At 46.5% G+C, this 15824-nt stretch carries 15 protein-coding genes; 7 read left to right on the top strand and 8 right to left on the bottom strand.

The genetic code is table 11. The features are described from left to right. The first annotated feature begins 245 nt into the window (after window positions 1-245). Complete coding sequence (locus QUA97_RS08215; protein WP_194070989.1) at window positions 246-1622, top strand: P-loop NTPase fold protein; 1377 nt, start codon at window positions 246-248, stop codon at window positions 1620-1622. A 576-nt stretch (window positions 1623-2198) separates the two neighbouring features. Next, window positions 2199-2756 carry an HPP family protein gene (locus QUA97_RS08220; RefSeq protein WP_194070990.1) on the top strand — a complete coding sequence of 186 codons (558 nt, stop codon included), beginning with the start codon at window positions 2199-2201 and terminating at the stop codon, window positions 2754-2756. Between the two features lie 472 nt (window positions 2757-3228). On the opposite strand, the gene QUA97_RS08225 is transcribed toward QUA97_RS08220, so the two are convergent. After that, on the bottom strand, window positions 3229-3414 hold the full coding sequence (locus tag QUA97_RS08225) for a hypothetical protein (RefSeq protein WP_194070991.1): 186 nt from the start codon (window positions 3412-3414) through the stop codon (window positions 3229-3231). 215 nt (window positions 3415-3629) lie between these two features. Here QUA97_RS08225 and QUA97_RS08230 point away from each other — a divergent pair, with 215 nt between their 5' ends. Both QUA97_RS08230 and QUA97_RS08235 read left to right on the top strand, forming a co-directional pair. Next, entirely contained in the window at window positions 3630-4607 is a 978-nt protein-coding gene (locus QUA97_RS08230; protein WP_333194346.1) for a shikimate dehydrogenase, read from the top strand. Between the two features lie 115 nt (window positions 4608-4722). Further along, window positions 4723-5154, top strand: a complete 432-nt coding sequence (locus QUA97_RS08235) for a hypothetical protein (protein ID WP_194070993.1) — start codon at window positions 4723-4725, stop codon at window positions 5152-5154. Window positions 5155-5394: 240 nt separating this feature from the next. Here the strand turns inward: QUA97_RS08235 and QUA97_RS08240 are convergent, their stop codons facing one another. The 4 genes from QUA97_RS08240 to QUA97_RS08255 all read right to left on the bottom strand — a co-directional run bounded on the left by QUA97_RS08240 (window position 5395) and on the right by QUA97_RS08255 (window position 7046). Then, the gene (locus tag QUA97_RS08240; RefSeq protein ID WP_194012794.1) at window positions 5395-5682 is read right to left on the bottom strand and encodes a YggT family protein; all 288 of its coding nucleotides are present in this window, start codon (window positions 5680-5682) and stop codon (window positions 5395-5397) included. Between the two features lie 236 nt (window positions 5683-5918). After that, a complete protein-coding gene (locus QUA97_RS08245) occupies window positions 5919-6242 on the bottom strand; it encodes a hypothetical protein (protein ID WP_194070994.1) in 324 nt (107 codons plus the stop codon). A 156-nt stretch (window positions 6243-6398) separates the two neighbouring features. Then, entirely contained in the window at window positions 6399-6767 is a 369-nt protein-coding gene (locus QUA97_RS08250; RefSeq protein ID WP_194070995.1) for a YkgJ family cysteine cluster protein, read from the bottom strand. 60 nt (window positions 6768-6827) lie between these two features. Continuing rightward, window positions 6828-7046, bottom strand: coding sequence for a hypothetical protein (locus tag QUA97_RS08255; protein WP_194070996.1), 219 nt, complete (start codon window positions 7044-7046; stop codon window positions 6828-6830). Window positions 7047-7249: 203 nt separating this feature from the next. Here QUA97_RS08255 and psb30 point away from each other — a divergent pair, with 203 nt between their 5' ends. Further along, a complete protein-coding gene (psb30, locus tag QUA97_RS08260) occupies window positions 7250-7390 on the top strand; it encodes a photosystem II reaction center protein Ycf12/Psb30 (protein WP_106149210.1) in 141 nt (46 codons plus the stop codon). A gap of 275 nt (window positions 7391-7665) precedes the next feature. On the opposite strand, the gene recJ is transcribed toward psb30, so the two are convergent. Then, a complete protein-coding gene (gene recJ, locus QUA97_RS08265) occupies window positions 7666-9741 on the bottom strand; it encodes a single-stranded-DNA-specific exonuclease RecJ (protein ID WP_194070997.1) in 2076 nt (691 codons plus the stop codon). A 308-nt stretch (window positions 9742-10049) separates the two neighbouring features. On the opposite strand from recJ, the gene QUA97_RS08270 reads away from it, so the two are divergent. Continuing rightward, on the top strand, window positions 10050-10955 hold the full coding sequence (locus QUA97_RS08270; RefSeq protein WP_194070998.1) for a bestrophin family protein: 906 nt from the start codon (window positions 10050-10052) through the stop codon (window positions 10953-10955). 362 nt (window positions 10956-11317) lie between these two features. Here QUA97_RS08270 and lnt read toward each other — a convergent pair whose 3' ends face one another. Both lnt and QUA97_RS08280 read right to left on the bottom strand, forming a co-directional pair. Continuing rightward, a complete protein-coding gene (gene lnt, locus QUA97_RS08275) occupies window positions 11318-13102 on the bottom strand; it encodes an apolipoprotein N-acyltransferase (RefSeq protein WP_333088002.1) in 1785 nt (594 codons plus the stop codon). A 499-nt stretch (window positions 13103-13601) separates the two neighbouring features. Beyond that, window positions 13602-13949 carry a histidine triad nucleotide-binding protein gene (locus QUA97_RS08280; protein ID WP_194071011.1) on the bottom strand — a complete coding sequence of 116 codons (348 nt, stop codon included), beginning with the start codon at window positions 13947-13949 and terminating at the stop codon, window positions 13602-13604. 327 nt (window positions 13950-14276) lie between these two features. Between QUA97_RS08280 and QUA97_RS08285 the strand changes: the two genes are divergently transcribed. Further along, on the top strand, window positions 14277-15806 hold the full coding sequence (locus QUA97_RS08285) for a YifB family Mg chelatase-like AAA ATPase (protein WP_333194348.1): 1530 nt from the start codon (window positions 14277-14279) through the stop codon (window positions 15804-15806). The last annotated feature ends 18 nt before the right edge of the window (window positions 15807-15824 follow it).

Consider the following 15824-nt stretch of genomic DNA (forward strand, 5'->3'; position numbering starts at 1 on the left):
TAATATACAAATTCGCGCAATCTGTTTGTAGTGATGGCTTGAGTTGTCTTGAAAATTACAGGACTAAAGTTCTAACGCTTGAATCAACTGTATTTAACTAGGAGTTTTGATAGCGGATTCCGCTATACATCTAAATATTTGCCGCCCAATAAAACATCAAAATTAACTGACCAATTGTTCGGATTCTTACAATAGTTAAATGAAGAAGTTATTAAGGCATCATGTTATCAAACAGAGAACAGGGTATGGAACTAAATTTACAGAAATTTTATAAAGCTTGCAATCCCAGCTACACCTTGGCAGTAGCAAATACAGAAGACCGACAATACTATATCGATTTCTCTTCAGTGCGGGGCGGCACAATCGTAGAACAATTGGAGCGTACCATCAGCCGTCTATCCCCGGACGTGCCTACCTGTCAATTATTCACCGGTCACATCGGCTCTGGTAAATCAACAGAATTGCTGCGGCTGCAAGCACAATTGCAGCAGCAAGGATTTCATGTTGTTTATTTTGAGTCTAGTAAAGACTTAGACATGGCTGATGTGGATATTACTGACATTTTGCTGAGCGTTGCCCGTCAGGTGAGCGAAAGCATTGAAAAAATGCAAATTAAGCTGCAACCAACGGGTTTTAAAGCTTTGCTGAAAGGGGTTGCTGATGTTTTTCAAACTCAAATAGATTTGAGGGCTGAAGCTAATATCCCTGGTTTTGGGGAAATAAATGCTAGCACTGAGGGAGAATTTTCTCTGGCGCTGGGAATTGGCAAAATTACGGCTAAGGCGAAAGATGCTCCGAATTTGCGATCGGAGTTGCGGCAATATTTGGAGCCGCGAACTAATGTAATTTTAGAAGCACTGAATAAGGAGTTGCTCGAACCGGCCAATCAAGAACTGAAACGCCAAGGGAAACAGGGACTTGTGGTAATTATCGACAATCTCGATCGCATACATCTGTGCGCGAAACCGACGGGGCGCTTGCAGCCGGAATATCTGTTTGTCGATCGCGGGGAACAGTTGGCAAGACTAAATTGCCACATCGTGTATACAATTCCTTTGGTGCTGATTTTCTCTAACGATTTGGGCCAGTTGACCAATCGCTTTGGGGTAGATCCGAAGGTTTTGCCGATGGTGCCGGTGCAGTTGAGCGACGGTTCTGAGTGCTCTGAGGGTGTGGAATTGCTGCGACAGATGGTTCTGGCGCGGGCTTTTCCGACGGTGGAACCATCTGGGCGCTATGCTTTGGTTGACAAAATTTTCGATTCTGCTGAAACTCTCGATCGCCTGTGTCGAGTTAGCGGGGGCCATGTCCGCAATTTGTTGCAACTTTTGTATAGCTGTCTGCAAAAACAAGACCCTCCTCTGTCGCGGGAAACTTTGGAAAATGTGATTGTCCAGCGCCGCCACCAGCTTACTTTGGCGATCGAAGCTGATGAGTGGAATTTACTGCGCCAAGTATCCGCTACCAAAACTGTCAACGGAGAAACTAAATACCAAATTTTGTTACGCAGTCTCTGGGTGTTTGAATACCGTTACGGCGAGGATTACTGGTTTGATGTCAATCCGATTTTGGCGGATGCAAAGGAGTTTCGCGAAACTGAAGATGTGGCGAAACAGCTTTGATTTGTCAAATACTCACAACGCTAATTAATTAGCTCTATTGTCCGCTGCAAGTTTTCCTAAATGCTTTGCACTGTATTTAATAAGAACAATGTGTGCCGTTGCTGAATCAAGGTTTGATATACTCCCCGCCCGCTTATGTGCGGGGATTCTTGACACTTCATTTGTCGATCGACAGTTTTTTTTAAGTATTATTACTGATTGACAAATGCAGCCAGTGTCTTAACTTATCAGGAATGACCGGAAAAGGGATCTCGCACGGCTAAACCAGAGGCCGCTCCAAAGCGTGGGTGCGATCTGTCAATTCATGCTTACTCGGTATCGCACCTGACAAATAACCTCTCGTTTTACCCAGAGCACTCGGAGGGCTACGGGTGAAGTTTTGCCGTGGCCGGTAACGTATGTTGCACCGAGAAAACTTGCTAGTCCGTTCCAACCGAGTTGCGAGCTGCGACTCAAATTGCATAGAAGTAAAAAAATCTGTGCGTTTAACTACTTTTTTACGAATTGTTATGGTATGTTAACTTTAGTAGAGGCTGGCTCAAACAATTTAAAACGCCCGGTTATCAAATAACGTTTATGGTTGACCCTAAAAAAATCCTGCTGCAATGGGAAAGATATTGGTTTAAAATCCTTGGTAGATGGCAATCCTGTGCATTGACCTGCCCAATAGAAAGACCTCATCACCGACATATTGTTTGGAGTTGGATTGGCAGTTTTTTGGCAATTACTGCAACGTCCTATCTTGCTGTAAAAACTAATTCTCCTTTACTAATGGCTCCGTTTGGCGCTACAAGCGTTCTAATCTTTGGTGTGCCTGACAGCCCCTTGGCTCAACCCCGGAATGTGATTGGGGGCAATTTCTTAGCTGCTTTAGTCAGTTTAATAATTCTGCATTTTTTCGGTTCTTCTCCCTTTGCGATGGGGATAGCAGTTTCTAGTGCGATCGGCATTATGCAGATGACCGGCACTCTACATCCGCCTTCGGGAGCAGTTGCGTTAGTCGTCATGATGACCAAACCAGACTGGCAATTTTTGCTAACACCTGCTTTTGAAGGATCGATGATCTTGGTCTTGTGCGCCGTGATATTTAATAATTTAGCGGAAGAAAGGACGTATCCCAATCACTGGCTATAGCAGGGTCTCTGATTAGTTAAAGTTATAAGTGCGATCGCAATTTCATATATAATTTCGGGGCGGGTGACAAAGATATTTAGGAAATATACTGTTAGGGGGGTTGCAGCACGCAACCCTTTTCTATCGAAGTGGCATTTATTTGGAGTTAATGTTATTAACTGTTGCGCCTCTTCAAAATATTTTCGTCGCGATATCTGGGTGTGAAAATTCTCCCGTGCTCAAAAAAATATTCAGCACCACAATGGCAAGTGTGTGAGTGCCGATAGATTGCGGGATTGCGAATATACTATTGATTTTGGGGACATAATTTTTGCCCTAGGGATGAAGAGGTTATTATTAAGTAAGGGTTTTGATCGTCCATCGATGGCGAGAAAAAATTGACGATACTAGACTCAAGAGATATCGAAAAAAATTACAGGAAAGATTAACCGAAATTTTAAATTTAGCGCCCGAATATAAGGGTGATATCTGGTTACGAAAAGCCTAGGGTTGGCTGATTGACAATGTAGTTATATTTCTGGAAGATGCGACAATTCCACCCACGAATAATCAGAGTGCGCTGGCGATTCGGATGAGTGTAATATTTGGTCGCGTGGCTAAGGGCTTCGGTTCCGAATGAATCCGGGATGGGGAAAGCAGCGGTGCGTTCAGTTGTCAATACTGGCAAAGGTTTGGCTGGAACTGCCGATCGCTCTATTCAACCAGCGCTCCCTACTAATGGCTCCCTTTTTTTCCTGGTTGAGCAATTACCAAAAAATGTATAATAGCGCTATCAAAATTATTCTTGATTCTTCTTTTCTGCTTCCATCAAAAGCCATCGGTTAAATCGGTTAAAACAATTGGTTGCCGAACTTCCTTCCACATCAAACTACTATGATTCAAGGCACTACTAAACTGCTCGGAGTAATCGGTCATCCCGTCACACATTCTCTGTCGCCGGCGATGCACAATGCTGCTATTGCTCACTTTGGAGTCGATTTTGTTTATCTCCCATTTCCGGTAAAACCAGAGGATTTAAAGGCTGCGCTTGCAGGATTTGCGGCGATCGACCTTCGGGGATTTAGCATCACGATTCCGCACAAACAAGCCATCTTACCGCTGCTGTCGGAAGTTTCGCCGATCGCCCGGGCGATCGGCGCAGTCAATACCGTCTACCGAACTGACAAAGGCTGGTGCGGCACAAATACTGACGTAGAAGGCTTTCTCGCGCCACTGCAACCCCTCCCAAACTCTCCTTACGAAGGGGGGGCTAAAGACGTGATTTCTCCCTTAGAAAACGACGATACGGCTGTTGAATCCAGTCCCCCCCCTTACGAAGGGGGGGCTAGGGGGGGTTCCGATTGGAGTCAGAAAGTAGCGGTAATTTTGGGGAATGGCGGGGCGGCGAGGGCTGTTGTGGCTGGATGCGCTCAATTGGGATGTGCCGAGATTCACGTTGTCGGCCGCAGCGCCCAAAATTTAGCGGAATTTCAGCAGAGTTGGGTAAATTCTCCGATGCCGGTGCAAAATTTGCAGGTGCATACTTGGGATAATTTGTCAATGTTGATTTCGCAGGCGGATTTGCTGGTGAATACGACTCCTGTGGGGATGCACCCGCACGGGGAAAAGTCGCCGGTTTCTGCTGCTGCGCTCGATCGAATTTCTGCCGGTGCGATCGCCTACGATCTAATTTACACCCCGAATCCTACTCAGTTTCTCAAAGATGCACAGCAAAGAGGGGCGCTAGCTATTGACGGACTCGAAATGCTCGTTCAACAAGGAGCAGCCGCCTTGAAAATTTGGCTGGACACAGAATCAGTCCCAGTCGATGTGATGCGCCAAGCATTGCGGCAGCATTTAGGCTTAGACTGATGCTATTTGTCTGGCGGTAGGGAAACCGCGCAGTGCTGTTTCCCTAAAGATGTTGAAAATTAGATCGTGAATTCGCGCTAAGCTGGGAATTAAAATATACGCTAAGCTGCAATTTATGAAATTTCGAGCTATCAGTCTTTTTTTTGCTACTTGCGCGATCGCAATTTTTAGTTTGGTATACACTCCGCCCGCTTGGGCTCTGACACAGATCAAACTTTCAGATCTTTCTTATCGCGAATGTCCGGCCGAAATGGCAGAAGGAACAGTCACTAGCGGCAGTTCTATGGAAGCTAACTGCTTTTTGATTATAGGGAAAGCGGAAAATAGTAGCGGCAAACCTGTTGTCAATGCCGATATTTTCGGCCGCATTTATGATGCAGATGAAAATCCGGTGATGCAAAACCGAACTCGCTTGGGTTCCATCGCAGAAGTTCCTCCCGGAGTTAGCGATTTTCAGATCAGAATTTCGGTGTCCAGCAATCAGCGAACACCTTTGAAGCTCAAGCAATTTAAGGCTACAGGTTTTACTGGCGTGGTTCGTCGCTAACAAAACTATTTGAGCTTTTGGGTTGGCTACCCTGAAATTGCGATGCAGTTTTCGATTTTTGCTTGTAGATTTTAGATTGTTGAGTTGCTGGCAATTTCTAATTTCTAATTTACAACGAAGAACTCCCCAGCTTTTCAACCGGGGAGTTCATTTAAGAAGGTCAAATCTAAAATTTAGTTGCCTGCAGCTACGTCTGCCAAACAATTTACGCTTGCTGCTTAACAAATTAAGCTTTTTTAACTACAAGGCTGTTTGCAAGCTGGTTAAAAGACCGATCAAGAATTCCGAGCCAAACTGAAGTAAAAAGAATGCAATCAGCGGCGAAAAGTCAATCCCTCCTAGGGGTGGAATAATCGATCGGAACAGATTTAGGTAAGGATCTGTTAGCTGACTCAAAATCGAAAACGGGGGATCGTACCAATTGATGTTGGGGAACCAGCTTAAGAGCACCCTAGCAATCATTAGGAATGTATAGATTTGCAGAAATGTGGACAGCGTGGTTGCCAAAAGACCTATGGAATAACTCATATATTCTGGTGGAAGTTTGAGTAAAGTTTACAGACGCTTCAATTTTAAGCTTAGCATAGCTGGGGGAGCGGGCGAGGGTGGGAGCATCCCGATTTGGTAAAAATGTTGTTTGGAAATGCGATTTTCCGGCTCTCTTGTGTTTGTCTCTGGCTTCGTGCTGTGCAAGCGAAACACTCCGGCGTGAAAGTCGATCGCCCGGATGCAACTGGCATACTAATCTAAAATTTTAAATTGATTCAGGAGTCTCGGGCGATCGAACCCTCGCTGCTGTGCGCTGGCCCATTCCCGTTGACATCGCCTAGTTGCAGCCGCACGTCATCGATGGTCTGATTTAGCTGGGCAATTTTATCTTCCAAACTTAGCCTTGCTACTTCCATCCCTTCGGCTTCGAGTTGGCTGGCTTTTTTCTGGCGGATCTTTCTTACCTCTGCTTCTGAAGGTTCACTCAGCAAAGCTTCCGCAGCGCGCCGCGACAGCAAAGCGCCGAAAAATGCGCCCACCAAGCCACCAACTGCGGCTCCGGCAATGAATCCCCCTGTAAAACCTTCTCGATTGCTCATGGCTCAACTCAACTGCGCGATATTTCCGTAATTTATTTATTTTGACACTATCGGCTGGAGAAACTGGCAGACGATCGTTCAATTTTAGATTTTAGATGGAGATAGCGATCGGGCAAAGGAGCTGGAGGGACAAAACCCAAAGGAACATCAACTCGGTTAATTACCGGGTAAGGCGAGAATTCCCACTTCGGAGTTGAAGCGGATCATTTCCAAAGAGCGATCGCCATAAAGGTCTTCAATGTGCTCCTTGCAGCACTCGATCGCGAAATCGTTCAACTGGGCCGGCTCAATCCCGTACATCTCCTCAAACACCTCAGAGTCTACCCGACAAAAGCGCGGTCGATCGGCATATATTCCGCATTCTCGCGTATTCCTGTCAAAATTGACACACCAACCGTCATCTCCGACCAAGCCCAAATATAGCTCTAATTCCTCAGCAGACAAATACTCGTCTAAGTCAGGGCGCTCTGTTGGTTCTAGGTAACAACAAGCACCGCATTGTTTTACGCAACGCCAATTCGCCATAGTTCGATTTTAGATTTTAGATTTTAGATTTTAGATTTTAGATTCTTCGACTCGCTTCGGCTACGCCAGCGGACAAGTCGCGATCGTACAAGTTTTAGAGTTTAGATACTGCGACGGAGCCCTACAAGTTTGAGATTTTAGATTGGGCCCGCTAGCGGGAAAATCGGAAACCCCAGAATATTTCAGCTTTTGGTAGTATATCAAGTGCCAGCGCCGGAGGCGGGAAAGTCCCGGCTTCGGATGCGTACAAAATCCTAGTTTACTCGCTCGCTCGTTCATTAGTTCCTGTCGGATTCTCTTCCCCTATCGAGCAATAGAGGAGTTTTTGACCGGAATGCGCGATCGCTGGGAGGTCGATCGTTCTTTACATTTTGTTGAATTTTGTAAACTTCCTTAAAAAATAGGGACAATAGCCCGGTAAAATCAGAAGCGGATTTTCTAATTGAACAATCTAGACTTAATAACTACAGTCAGGAGGACACATGGACTTTATAACCGATCTTTTCAGCGGCCTCGACGGTGTAAACTACCAACTCATTGTTCAAGTAGCTTTACTCGCAGCAGTCGTGCTTTCGGGCCCGATCGTGATTTTTCTATTGGCCGCTAAAGGCGGCGATCTGTAATTATAGCATATTCCAGGTTGATAAAGTACAGTAGCAGCCTTAATTGTTATGATACATAATTTGTAGGGTGCGGATCTGCCAGATGTTGAATGAAACTTGTAGATTGTCGAGAGATCCGCACCTTACCTACTACCAGGTTGTGTGTACCGCACATACATGGAATATGCTGTATAACACGCTAGACAGCGATCGAGAGTTGGGAGTTTTGAGTTATTAAATTATTCAAAATTCAAAACGCTCGATCGCCAATTTTCCCAGCAACACGAGCTTTCTTATCAAATACCCAGGGCGTGTTTAGCAGTTTGAATCAAATTCTCAAAAAAAGGTAAAGATACATCGACTTCTCTAGCATCGAGGCGGGAGTTGCCCAACAAACCGATGTTTTGTCCCGGTGCTACAGCCAAAACTTGCCCTTGAGAGTTGCGAATTCTCAACTCCTCTTGAGAACCGGCGGGAGACAGACTGCAAGAATAAGTGCGATCGCAATAATCAAACTCAACTTTTCCAAACACCTGCCGCCTCGAACTTGCAGCACTAGCAGGCAAGCGGACACCCAACAATTCTAACTCAACCGATGTCTTGCCCTTAAAACTATTTTCCCGCAATCGGTAAGCAATATCAACCCGCCGAGGCAAAGGAAAATATTCCCCCCAACGCCAAGCAATCCCCTTCACACTAGCCGAGCCTTTTTCATCTTGAGTTGCAGTTAGTTTAACGTGGCCTCCTTCACCCACAATTTTCTGTTCAGTGATGCAAACATTAGCCGTCCAAAATACAGGAGCCTTATTTTCAATTCCGCAAGGTTCCAAAGCATCAATTTGTCGGTAAAGATCGAGATTAATCTCAGCCAAATCCGCTCGCACATCTACAGAAACCAGCGGCTTGAGGTGTTCTGGCTGCAAACATTGATTGGCAAAAACTGACAGTTGATGGCGAAATTGTTCGAGATTCTGGGCCGGCATAGAAAAACCGCCAGCCGCTTTATGTCCGCCAAATTTAGTTAACAAATCAGCGCAAAAATTCAGCCCGTCAAATACATTAAATTCAGGAATTCCCCTCGCCGAGCCCCGGATAATATTACCCTTTTCGCCACCCTCATCCTCAAAAGTACCGATAAAAACGGGTACGCCGTAACGTTCCAGCAACCGAGAAGCCACAATCCCGATCACCCCGTGGTGCCAACCGGGTTGCACCACAACTAACACCCGTTCCTGCTGCAAATCTATCGCACTTTTCTCGCACCAAGCAATCGCTTCCTGCTCAATTTCCTGGCACAACTCCTGCCGGCGCTGATTGATTTGTTCGCACTGTATCGCGTTTTTGAGTGCCAATTCGCGATCGTCCGTCGTCAGCAACTCGATCGCAATTTGAGGGTCAGCCAGCCGCCCCACAGCATTAATCCGCGGCCCCAGCCGAAAACCAATATCTTCAGGCTTTAACGTATTATTAGCTTGACTTTTTGAATTAAAAAGAGGTAAAGTTTCCGCACTTGGCACCTGTACTCCCGCCACCTGAATCAAAGCTTGAACCCCCGCCAATTGCGAGTGAGGCAGCAGTCGCAAACCCCGCTTTACCCAGCGGCGATTAACCCCAGTCAAAGGAGCTAAATCCGCAATAGTTCCCAAAGTAAATAACTCCAGCAGCGGATTTACCAACCCACCAACTTTATTCAAATCTTGAGCTAAAGTAATCGCCAAAACATAGGCCACACCTACCCCAGCCAAGCCGCGATAAGGCGAAGATTCCGCAATTAATTTCGGGTTGAGAATAGCATCCGCCGGCGGTAGTTTTGGCGGCAAATCGTGGTGGTCTGTAATAATAACTTTAACACCGAGTTCTCTGGCTCTGGCAACGGGCCCATAGGCTGCAATCCCGTTGTCAACTGTCAGAATCAGAGCGACACCTTCAGCGTGAAATTCTTCTACAATGCGATCGTTAATCCCGTAACCTTCTCGCATCCGGCTGGGAATAGCATAATCCACCTTCGCCCCCAGAGCCCTGAGAGCTCGCAGCAACAAAGCCGTGCTCGTCATCCCGTCAGCATCGTAATCGCCGCAAATCGCAATTTTCTGCCCTCCCGAAATCGCCTCCCGCAACAATTTGACACTCGCAGCCAAATCGGGAAACTCATCCATTGGCGCGGGCAAAACCAGAGATTCCGGTTCGATAAACCCTTGCACTTCTTCAACAGAATCGATACCTCGGTTAATCAGTACCTGTGCTAGCAAAGACGACAAACCGATTTCTGCGGCAAACTGTTCGGCTTGCTGCGGTTGAGGCGCATAAATTTGCCACCGTTGGTTGGGCAATCGGGGAGAATTCGGGGGCAAAGATGTCGGTAGCTCTTGCACGGAAGCTGAGATATTAAAGATACACAACCAATCTTACCTAATTAAGTGCATCAGTCAATCAATTTGACATTGGCGATCGATCCTAAAGATGAGTTTTTTCGGTAAAATCCAAAGGTTGTTTGTAGGAAAGCTTTTTTCGGAAGCTCTCACCGCACCCCAACAGGGATACCAGCGCCCTATAGAAGTTGTGAAAAGCCCCAATTTTAGACCAAAGTTCCAACCCCCAGATTGCATCTGCCCTTGTCAATCGCCAATCGAAAATAGACTATGGGCGCAGACGAGTGATTTAATTTTATGAGGAGAATTGCATGAATGTCGATCGACCGTCTTGGTTTAAAATTGCATTACAGCTTCGCGGCTCTGTCATTCTCTCAATTTTGCCCCGGGTTTTACTGTGCGGCGGCTTTGGAATTTTTATTTCCCTGCTGCACTTTTTGAAATGGCCGGTTTCCTTGCCCATTTTATCTAGTATTGTACCGAGTATTGTGCTGGGTTTACTGTTAGTTTTTCGGACAAACACAGCCTACGAGCGATTTTGGGAAGGTCGGAAAATGTGGGGAACCTTAGTCAACAACGTCCGCAATTTAGCGCGCCAAATCTGGGTAGCAATTGAGGAAAAAGACCCGCAGGATAACACCACCAAAAAGTCAGCCCTGCGCCTGTTGCCTGCCTTTGCAGTATCGATGAAATTGCATTTGCGCCAAGAATCAATAAATTCAGAATTGGAGCCGTTGATGTCCCCATCGCAGTATCAAAAGCTCAAGTTGATGAACAATCCGCCGCTAGAAATTGCCTTTTGGATTGAGGATTATTTGCACAATCAGTACGAGCGAAATTGCCTCGATGTATATCAGTTAACTGCTATGAAGGAGTTGCTCAGCTCTATGATTAATGTATTAGGTGGCTGCGAGCGGATTTTGAAGACACCTATCCCTTTGGCTTACACAATTCACCTGAAGCAGCTATTGTTGATTTACTGTTTGGCACTACCCTTTCAAATGGTGAAGGACTTGACTTGGGGAACCGGCCCTGTTGTGGCTTTAATTAGTTTTACTTTGTTCGGCATCGAAGAAATCGGCATTGAGATAGAAAATCCCTTCGGTCACGATGACAATGATTTGCCTTTGGACAATATTTGTGCTGCCATGCAGCGCAATATGGACGATTTAATTTCTTTATCTCCTAGCGTTCACCAACAGGTGAAAGATAAGTAGAGTCATTAGTCATTAGTCATTAGTCATTAGTCATTAGTCATTAGTCATTAGTCATTAGTCATGAGTCATTAGTCATTAGTCATTAGTTGTTAGTTGTTAGTTGTTAGTTGTTAGTTGTTATTTGTTAGTTGGTAGGGGCGGTGGATGGTGCGTGCCCGCCCTCAGTTGTTAGTTGTTGGTTGTTAGTTGTTAGTAACTGTAGGGTGCGTCGCTATTGAAAATTACTGAAAAAAATCGATAATTGAGCGAGCGACGTACCTGAGCAACGAGTGAACTGTAGGGGCGAGTTCACCAATAATCCTGACAGTGCAGACAGATTCAATAAACCCGCCCCCACCCCACCAGCAAACCCTTTACTAAAATTAATTTCTAACAATCAACCGCATCAACCCAGCTAAAACTAACAATAAAGGTGTCAGCCAATCTCCCCAGCGCACGTACAAAGTCCGAGTTTTTCGCCGATAAATAGTAGCATCTCGGACTTCGTAGGTATTGAGTCGAGATTTCCAAATCGTCTCGCCGTGAGGATTTACAAAAGCAGAGTACCCCGTATTAGTTGCGATAACTGCCCATCTATCTGTTTCAATTGCACGCATCACATCGAGGGCGTGATGTTGGGCCAGCATCGGCGGTTTGTAATGGGCATTGTTGGAAGCTGTAATCATAAATTCGCCTCCCTGTGCTGCTTGGTATCGGAAATTTTCAGCAAAGGCGGAATCGTAACAAATTCCGACGATGGCGCGGCCAAAGGGCGTATCAAATAATTGTTTTGAGTTTCCTGGTACTAAACGAGCATCTAAGGGTGACAGCCGATTTATAATCCCGCCTAAGATTTCGTAAAAAGGGATGTATTCGCCTAAAGGTACTAGCTTTAGTTTATCGTAGCGGCCGACAATTGCTCCAGTGCGATCGATCGCCAATAAGCTATTAGTGAGACCGTTTTCTTCTTGTCCAAATCCTCCAACCCAAGCCACTAAACCGCGTTCGAGAATAGCTTGATAAAAGGAAAGAGTGGAACGCTGATACTCGTTTGTCCAGATAAAAGGCAAAGCTGTTTCTGGAATTAACACAGCATCGACTTTTCTGTCTGCTAACTCTTTGTATCCCGCGGTGTAACCTTCCAAAGCGCGCCGCCACCCGTCTGAGTCAAACTTAATTGCGTTAGGAATGTTTCCTTGAATAATCCCAATTTTTAATGATGTTCCGGCTTCTTGAATTAAGGGGCGATTGTACAAACTCCAGCCGACAATATGCAAAACTAAAAACAAACCCGCAGGCAAAATATAAGCAACCCAATTCTTCCGTCTTCCTTCTCCCTTCTTCTTTCTTCCCTCCTCCTTCCTCCCATCCGTTACATCCCGTACATTGCTCGTTGCCGAACTTCCGACTTCCCTCGGACTTCTTCCTTCAATAAAAGCTTCGGCAATTAAGCCATTTACTGCTACAATGGCGGCTGTTACTGCAGCGGGGCCGGAGAGTTGACCGAGGTGCAATATTGGTAAATTGTGCGGACTTTGGGTGTATGATAGTGATGTCCACCACAGCGAACCTGTGCTCCAAATACTTTCTAAGGCACACCACAAAGCTGTGCCAATTAAAACGCGGGTTAATGCTAAGAATTGAGTTTCCCCCCCCCCAGCCCCCCCTTTACAAGGGGGGGAATTGAGAATAAGAATAGGATTTTTGCCGGGGAAAGTGAGGGAGTTGAGAATTACACATAGCCACGCCCAAACGGTGACTAATGCGGCTCCCCAAAGGGTGATGAATGTCCAGCAAAAAAGTGCGATCGCCAAACTGGGCCACCAAGGAACTCCCAACCAAGTCATGGGGTGTATTCCCATAATCCAAGATAGGGCTAATCCGTGATAGCCAATTCCCCAGAGAGAAGGAAGAAGGAAGAAGTCCGAGGGAAGTCGGAAGAAGGAAGAAGGAAGAACTTTTTGTTTTTTTTCTGTGATTATTGGTCGTTCATAACTGACAACCATAACCCACAGCGGAACTAATGCAATCCAGGCTAACGGCCAAGCATTGAATGGTGCTGTTGTCAATGCCATCAAAATGCCGCTGAAAAATGCGATCGCCCAAGCTAATACTTGAGATTTCCCAAGCGCGAGTTTTTCAAATTTAAGCCAATTAAATATTGCCACTTTGACGATCGCCAAATATAATAATTCTTAATTAAGATATCACGTCCGGTAAATTAACTGTTTGTAGTGAGGACTTCAGTCCGCATCCATTACCAGGAGTAAAGTCCTCACTGCGAAGCATTTTGATGGCGAGCGTTGCAGCGGAAATAAGATGAGACATAAGTCTCTTAAGTTATATTTTCTCAAACAAAAAGCTAATTTTAGCTGTTGATTGAAGGAGCAATCGTTGCTACCGGGGTGACTTCACTGGCGGCCAAGTCGAGGGGGAAGTTGCGATCGAACTACATTCTCAATAGACTGGTTGCATTCATGCCAAAACCATCTTAAAATTATCTGCCCCGCATCTGTGTCGATCGGCCTGACATCTGCGGTTGACCGACTCGCATCAAAGATATGCGGCAAAAATTTGTTGACCAAAAAACCCGGTTTCTGAGGCGCTAATCGCAATCAACCGGGTTTGTGAAGATGAGTTCGTAAATGGAGCCTGCAAAATTAACCTTTAGCCGGGGGGCCAGTTCATCTGCCGTCCGCCGAGAATGTGAAGGTGGAGGTGGTCTACAGTTTGGCCGCCGTCATTACCAGTATTGATCGCGACGCGATAGCCGTTGGACAGGCCCTCTTGTTCTGCTACCCGCTTGACAGTCAGCAGCAGGTGTCCCATCAAATCCTGGTCTCCCGATTCGGCATCGGCTAATTTGGGAATAGGTTTTTTGGGAATGACGAGGATGTGGACTGGCGCTTGGGGATTGATATCTCTGAAGGCGAGGGCCAAGTCGTCCTCATAAACGATGTCTGCTGGAATCTCTTTGCGGATGATTTTGCTGAAAAGCGTTTCTTGAGTTGTCATGGGTGTTAAGGAAGGAAGTCATTAGTCATCAGTCATTAGTCATTAGTCATCAGTCATCAGGAAGACGGAAGACGGAAGAAGTGGCAAGGCCCAAGAGGGAAGGTGGCAGGCAGAAGGCGGAAGGGTGAAGGCGGAAGGCAGAAGGCGGAAGGCGGAAGGCAGAAGGCGAAGAGGGAAGAGGGAAGGGGGAAGACTCAGCAGCAGAGGAGCAAAAAGAGAAAAGGAAGAGGCAAGGAAAAGTTTTTCTTGCTTCTTCCGATATTCATTAGTCATTGTTAATCATAATATATGATGAATCAAAGACAGGCAAATTAGGGATCGAGAAAAATGCTTGCTAGGGTTTGGAGTGCATCGATCGTAGGCATTGACGCGGTAAAGGTGGGCGTGGAGGCTGATGTGTCGGGGGGGCTGCCGAAAATTGTGGTGGTGGGGTTGCCCGATTCGGCGGTGCAAGAAGCTAAAGAAAGGGTTAAGGCTACGCTAAAAAATTCGGGTTATGCTTTTCCGATGCGGAGTATTGTGATAAATTTAACTCCGGCGGATTTGCGGAAGGAAGGGCCGAGCTTTGATTTGCCGATCGCCATTGGCATTTTGGCAGCGTCGGAACAAGTCAGCGCTGAACTTTTGGGAGATTATTTGTTTTTGGGCGAACTGTCCTTAGATGGAAGTTTGCGGGCTGTAACTGGGGTGTTGCCGATCGCCGCTGCTGCTGCCAAAATGGGTGTTTCTGGGTTAATTGTACCGGCTGGTAATGCGGAAGAAGCCGCTTTGGTGCAGGGAATATCTGTTTACGGTTTTGAAAATATTTTTGCAGTTACTGATTTTTTAAACAATCCTCAAGTTTATTCGCCGTTACAAGTAAACGGTCGAGAAGAGTTAGCAAAAAAGCGGATTCCGGGTCTAGATTTAAAGGATGTAAAGGGGCAAATTCACGCGCGGCGGGCTTTGGAAATTGCGGCGGCGGGGGGACACAATTTGATTTTTGTGGGGCCGCCAGGGAGCGGTAAGACGATGCTGGCGAGACGTTTGCCGGGGATTTTGCCGCCGCTGACTTTTGAGGAAGCTTTGGATGTGACTCAAATTCATTCGGTGGCGGGGTTGTTGAAGGATAAGGGAATGCTGGTGAGCGATCGGCCTTTTCGCAGTCCTCACCATTCGGCATCGGGGCCTTCTCTGGTTGGCGGGGGCAGTTTTCCGCGTCCGGGTGAAATTTCGTTAGCACATCGCGGCGTACTTTTCCTGGATGAATTAACAGAGTTCAAAAGAGATGTTTTGGAGTTTTTGCGTCAACCGCTGGAAGATGGTTATGTGACGATTTCTCGGACTAGACAATCCGTGATGTTTCCGGCACAATTCACTTTAGTTGCTAGTACAAATCCCTGCGCTTGCGGTTACTATGGCGACTCGATCCAACAGTGTACTTGTTCGCCGCAAAAGCGGGAGCAATATTGGGCAAAACTTTCGGGGCCTTTGATGGATCGGATTGATTTGCAAGTGGCGGTTAATCGTTTGAAACCGGAGGAGATTACGCGACAGCCGACGGGGGAGGAGTCGGAACCGGTGCGGGTGAGGGTTCAGCGGGCGCGAGAGATGGCGACTCGCCGTTTTCAGTCGGAAGCTGGCTTGCGGTGTAACGCGCAGATGCAAAGCAGCCATATTAACACTTGGTGTCAGTTGGATGATGCTTCGCGGAATTTATTGGAGATGGCGATTCGGAAATTGGGGCTTTCGGCGCGGGCTAGCGATCGAATTTTGAAGGTTGCTAGGACTATTGCTGATTTGTCCGGGGATGAAAGCCTGAAAACCAATCATGTGGGGGAGGCGGTGCAGTATCGCACGATCGATCGGATGCAGTAAGGTGGATTTGTGCGATCG

It is taken from the genome of Microcoleus sp. CZ3-B2 (assembly GCF_036705055.1).
Taxonomy (GTDB): domain Bacteria; phylum Cyanobacteriota; class Cyanobacteriia; order Cyanobacteriales; family Microcoleaceae; genus Microcoleus.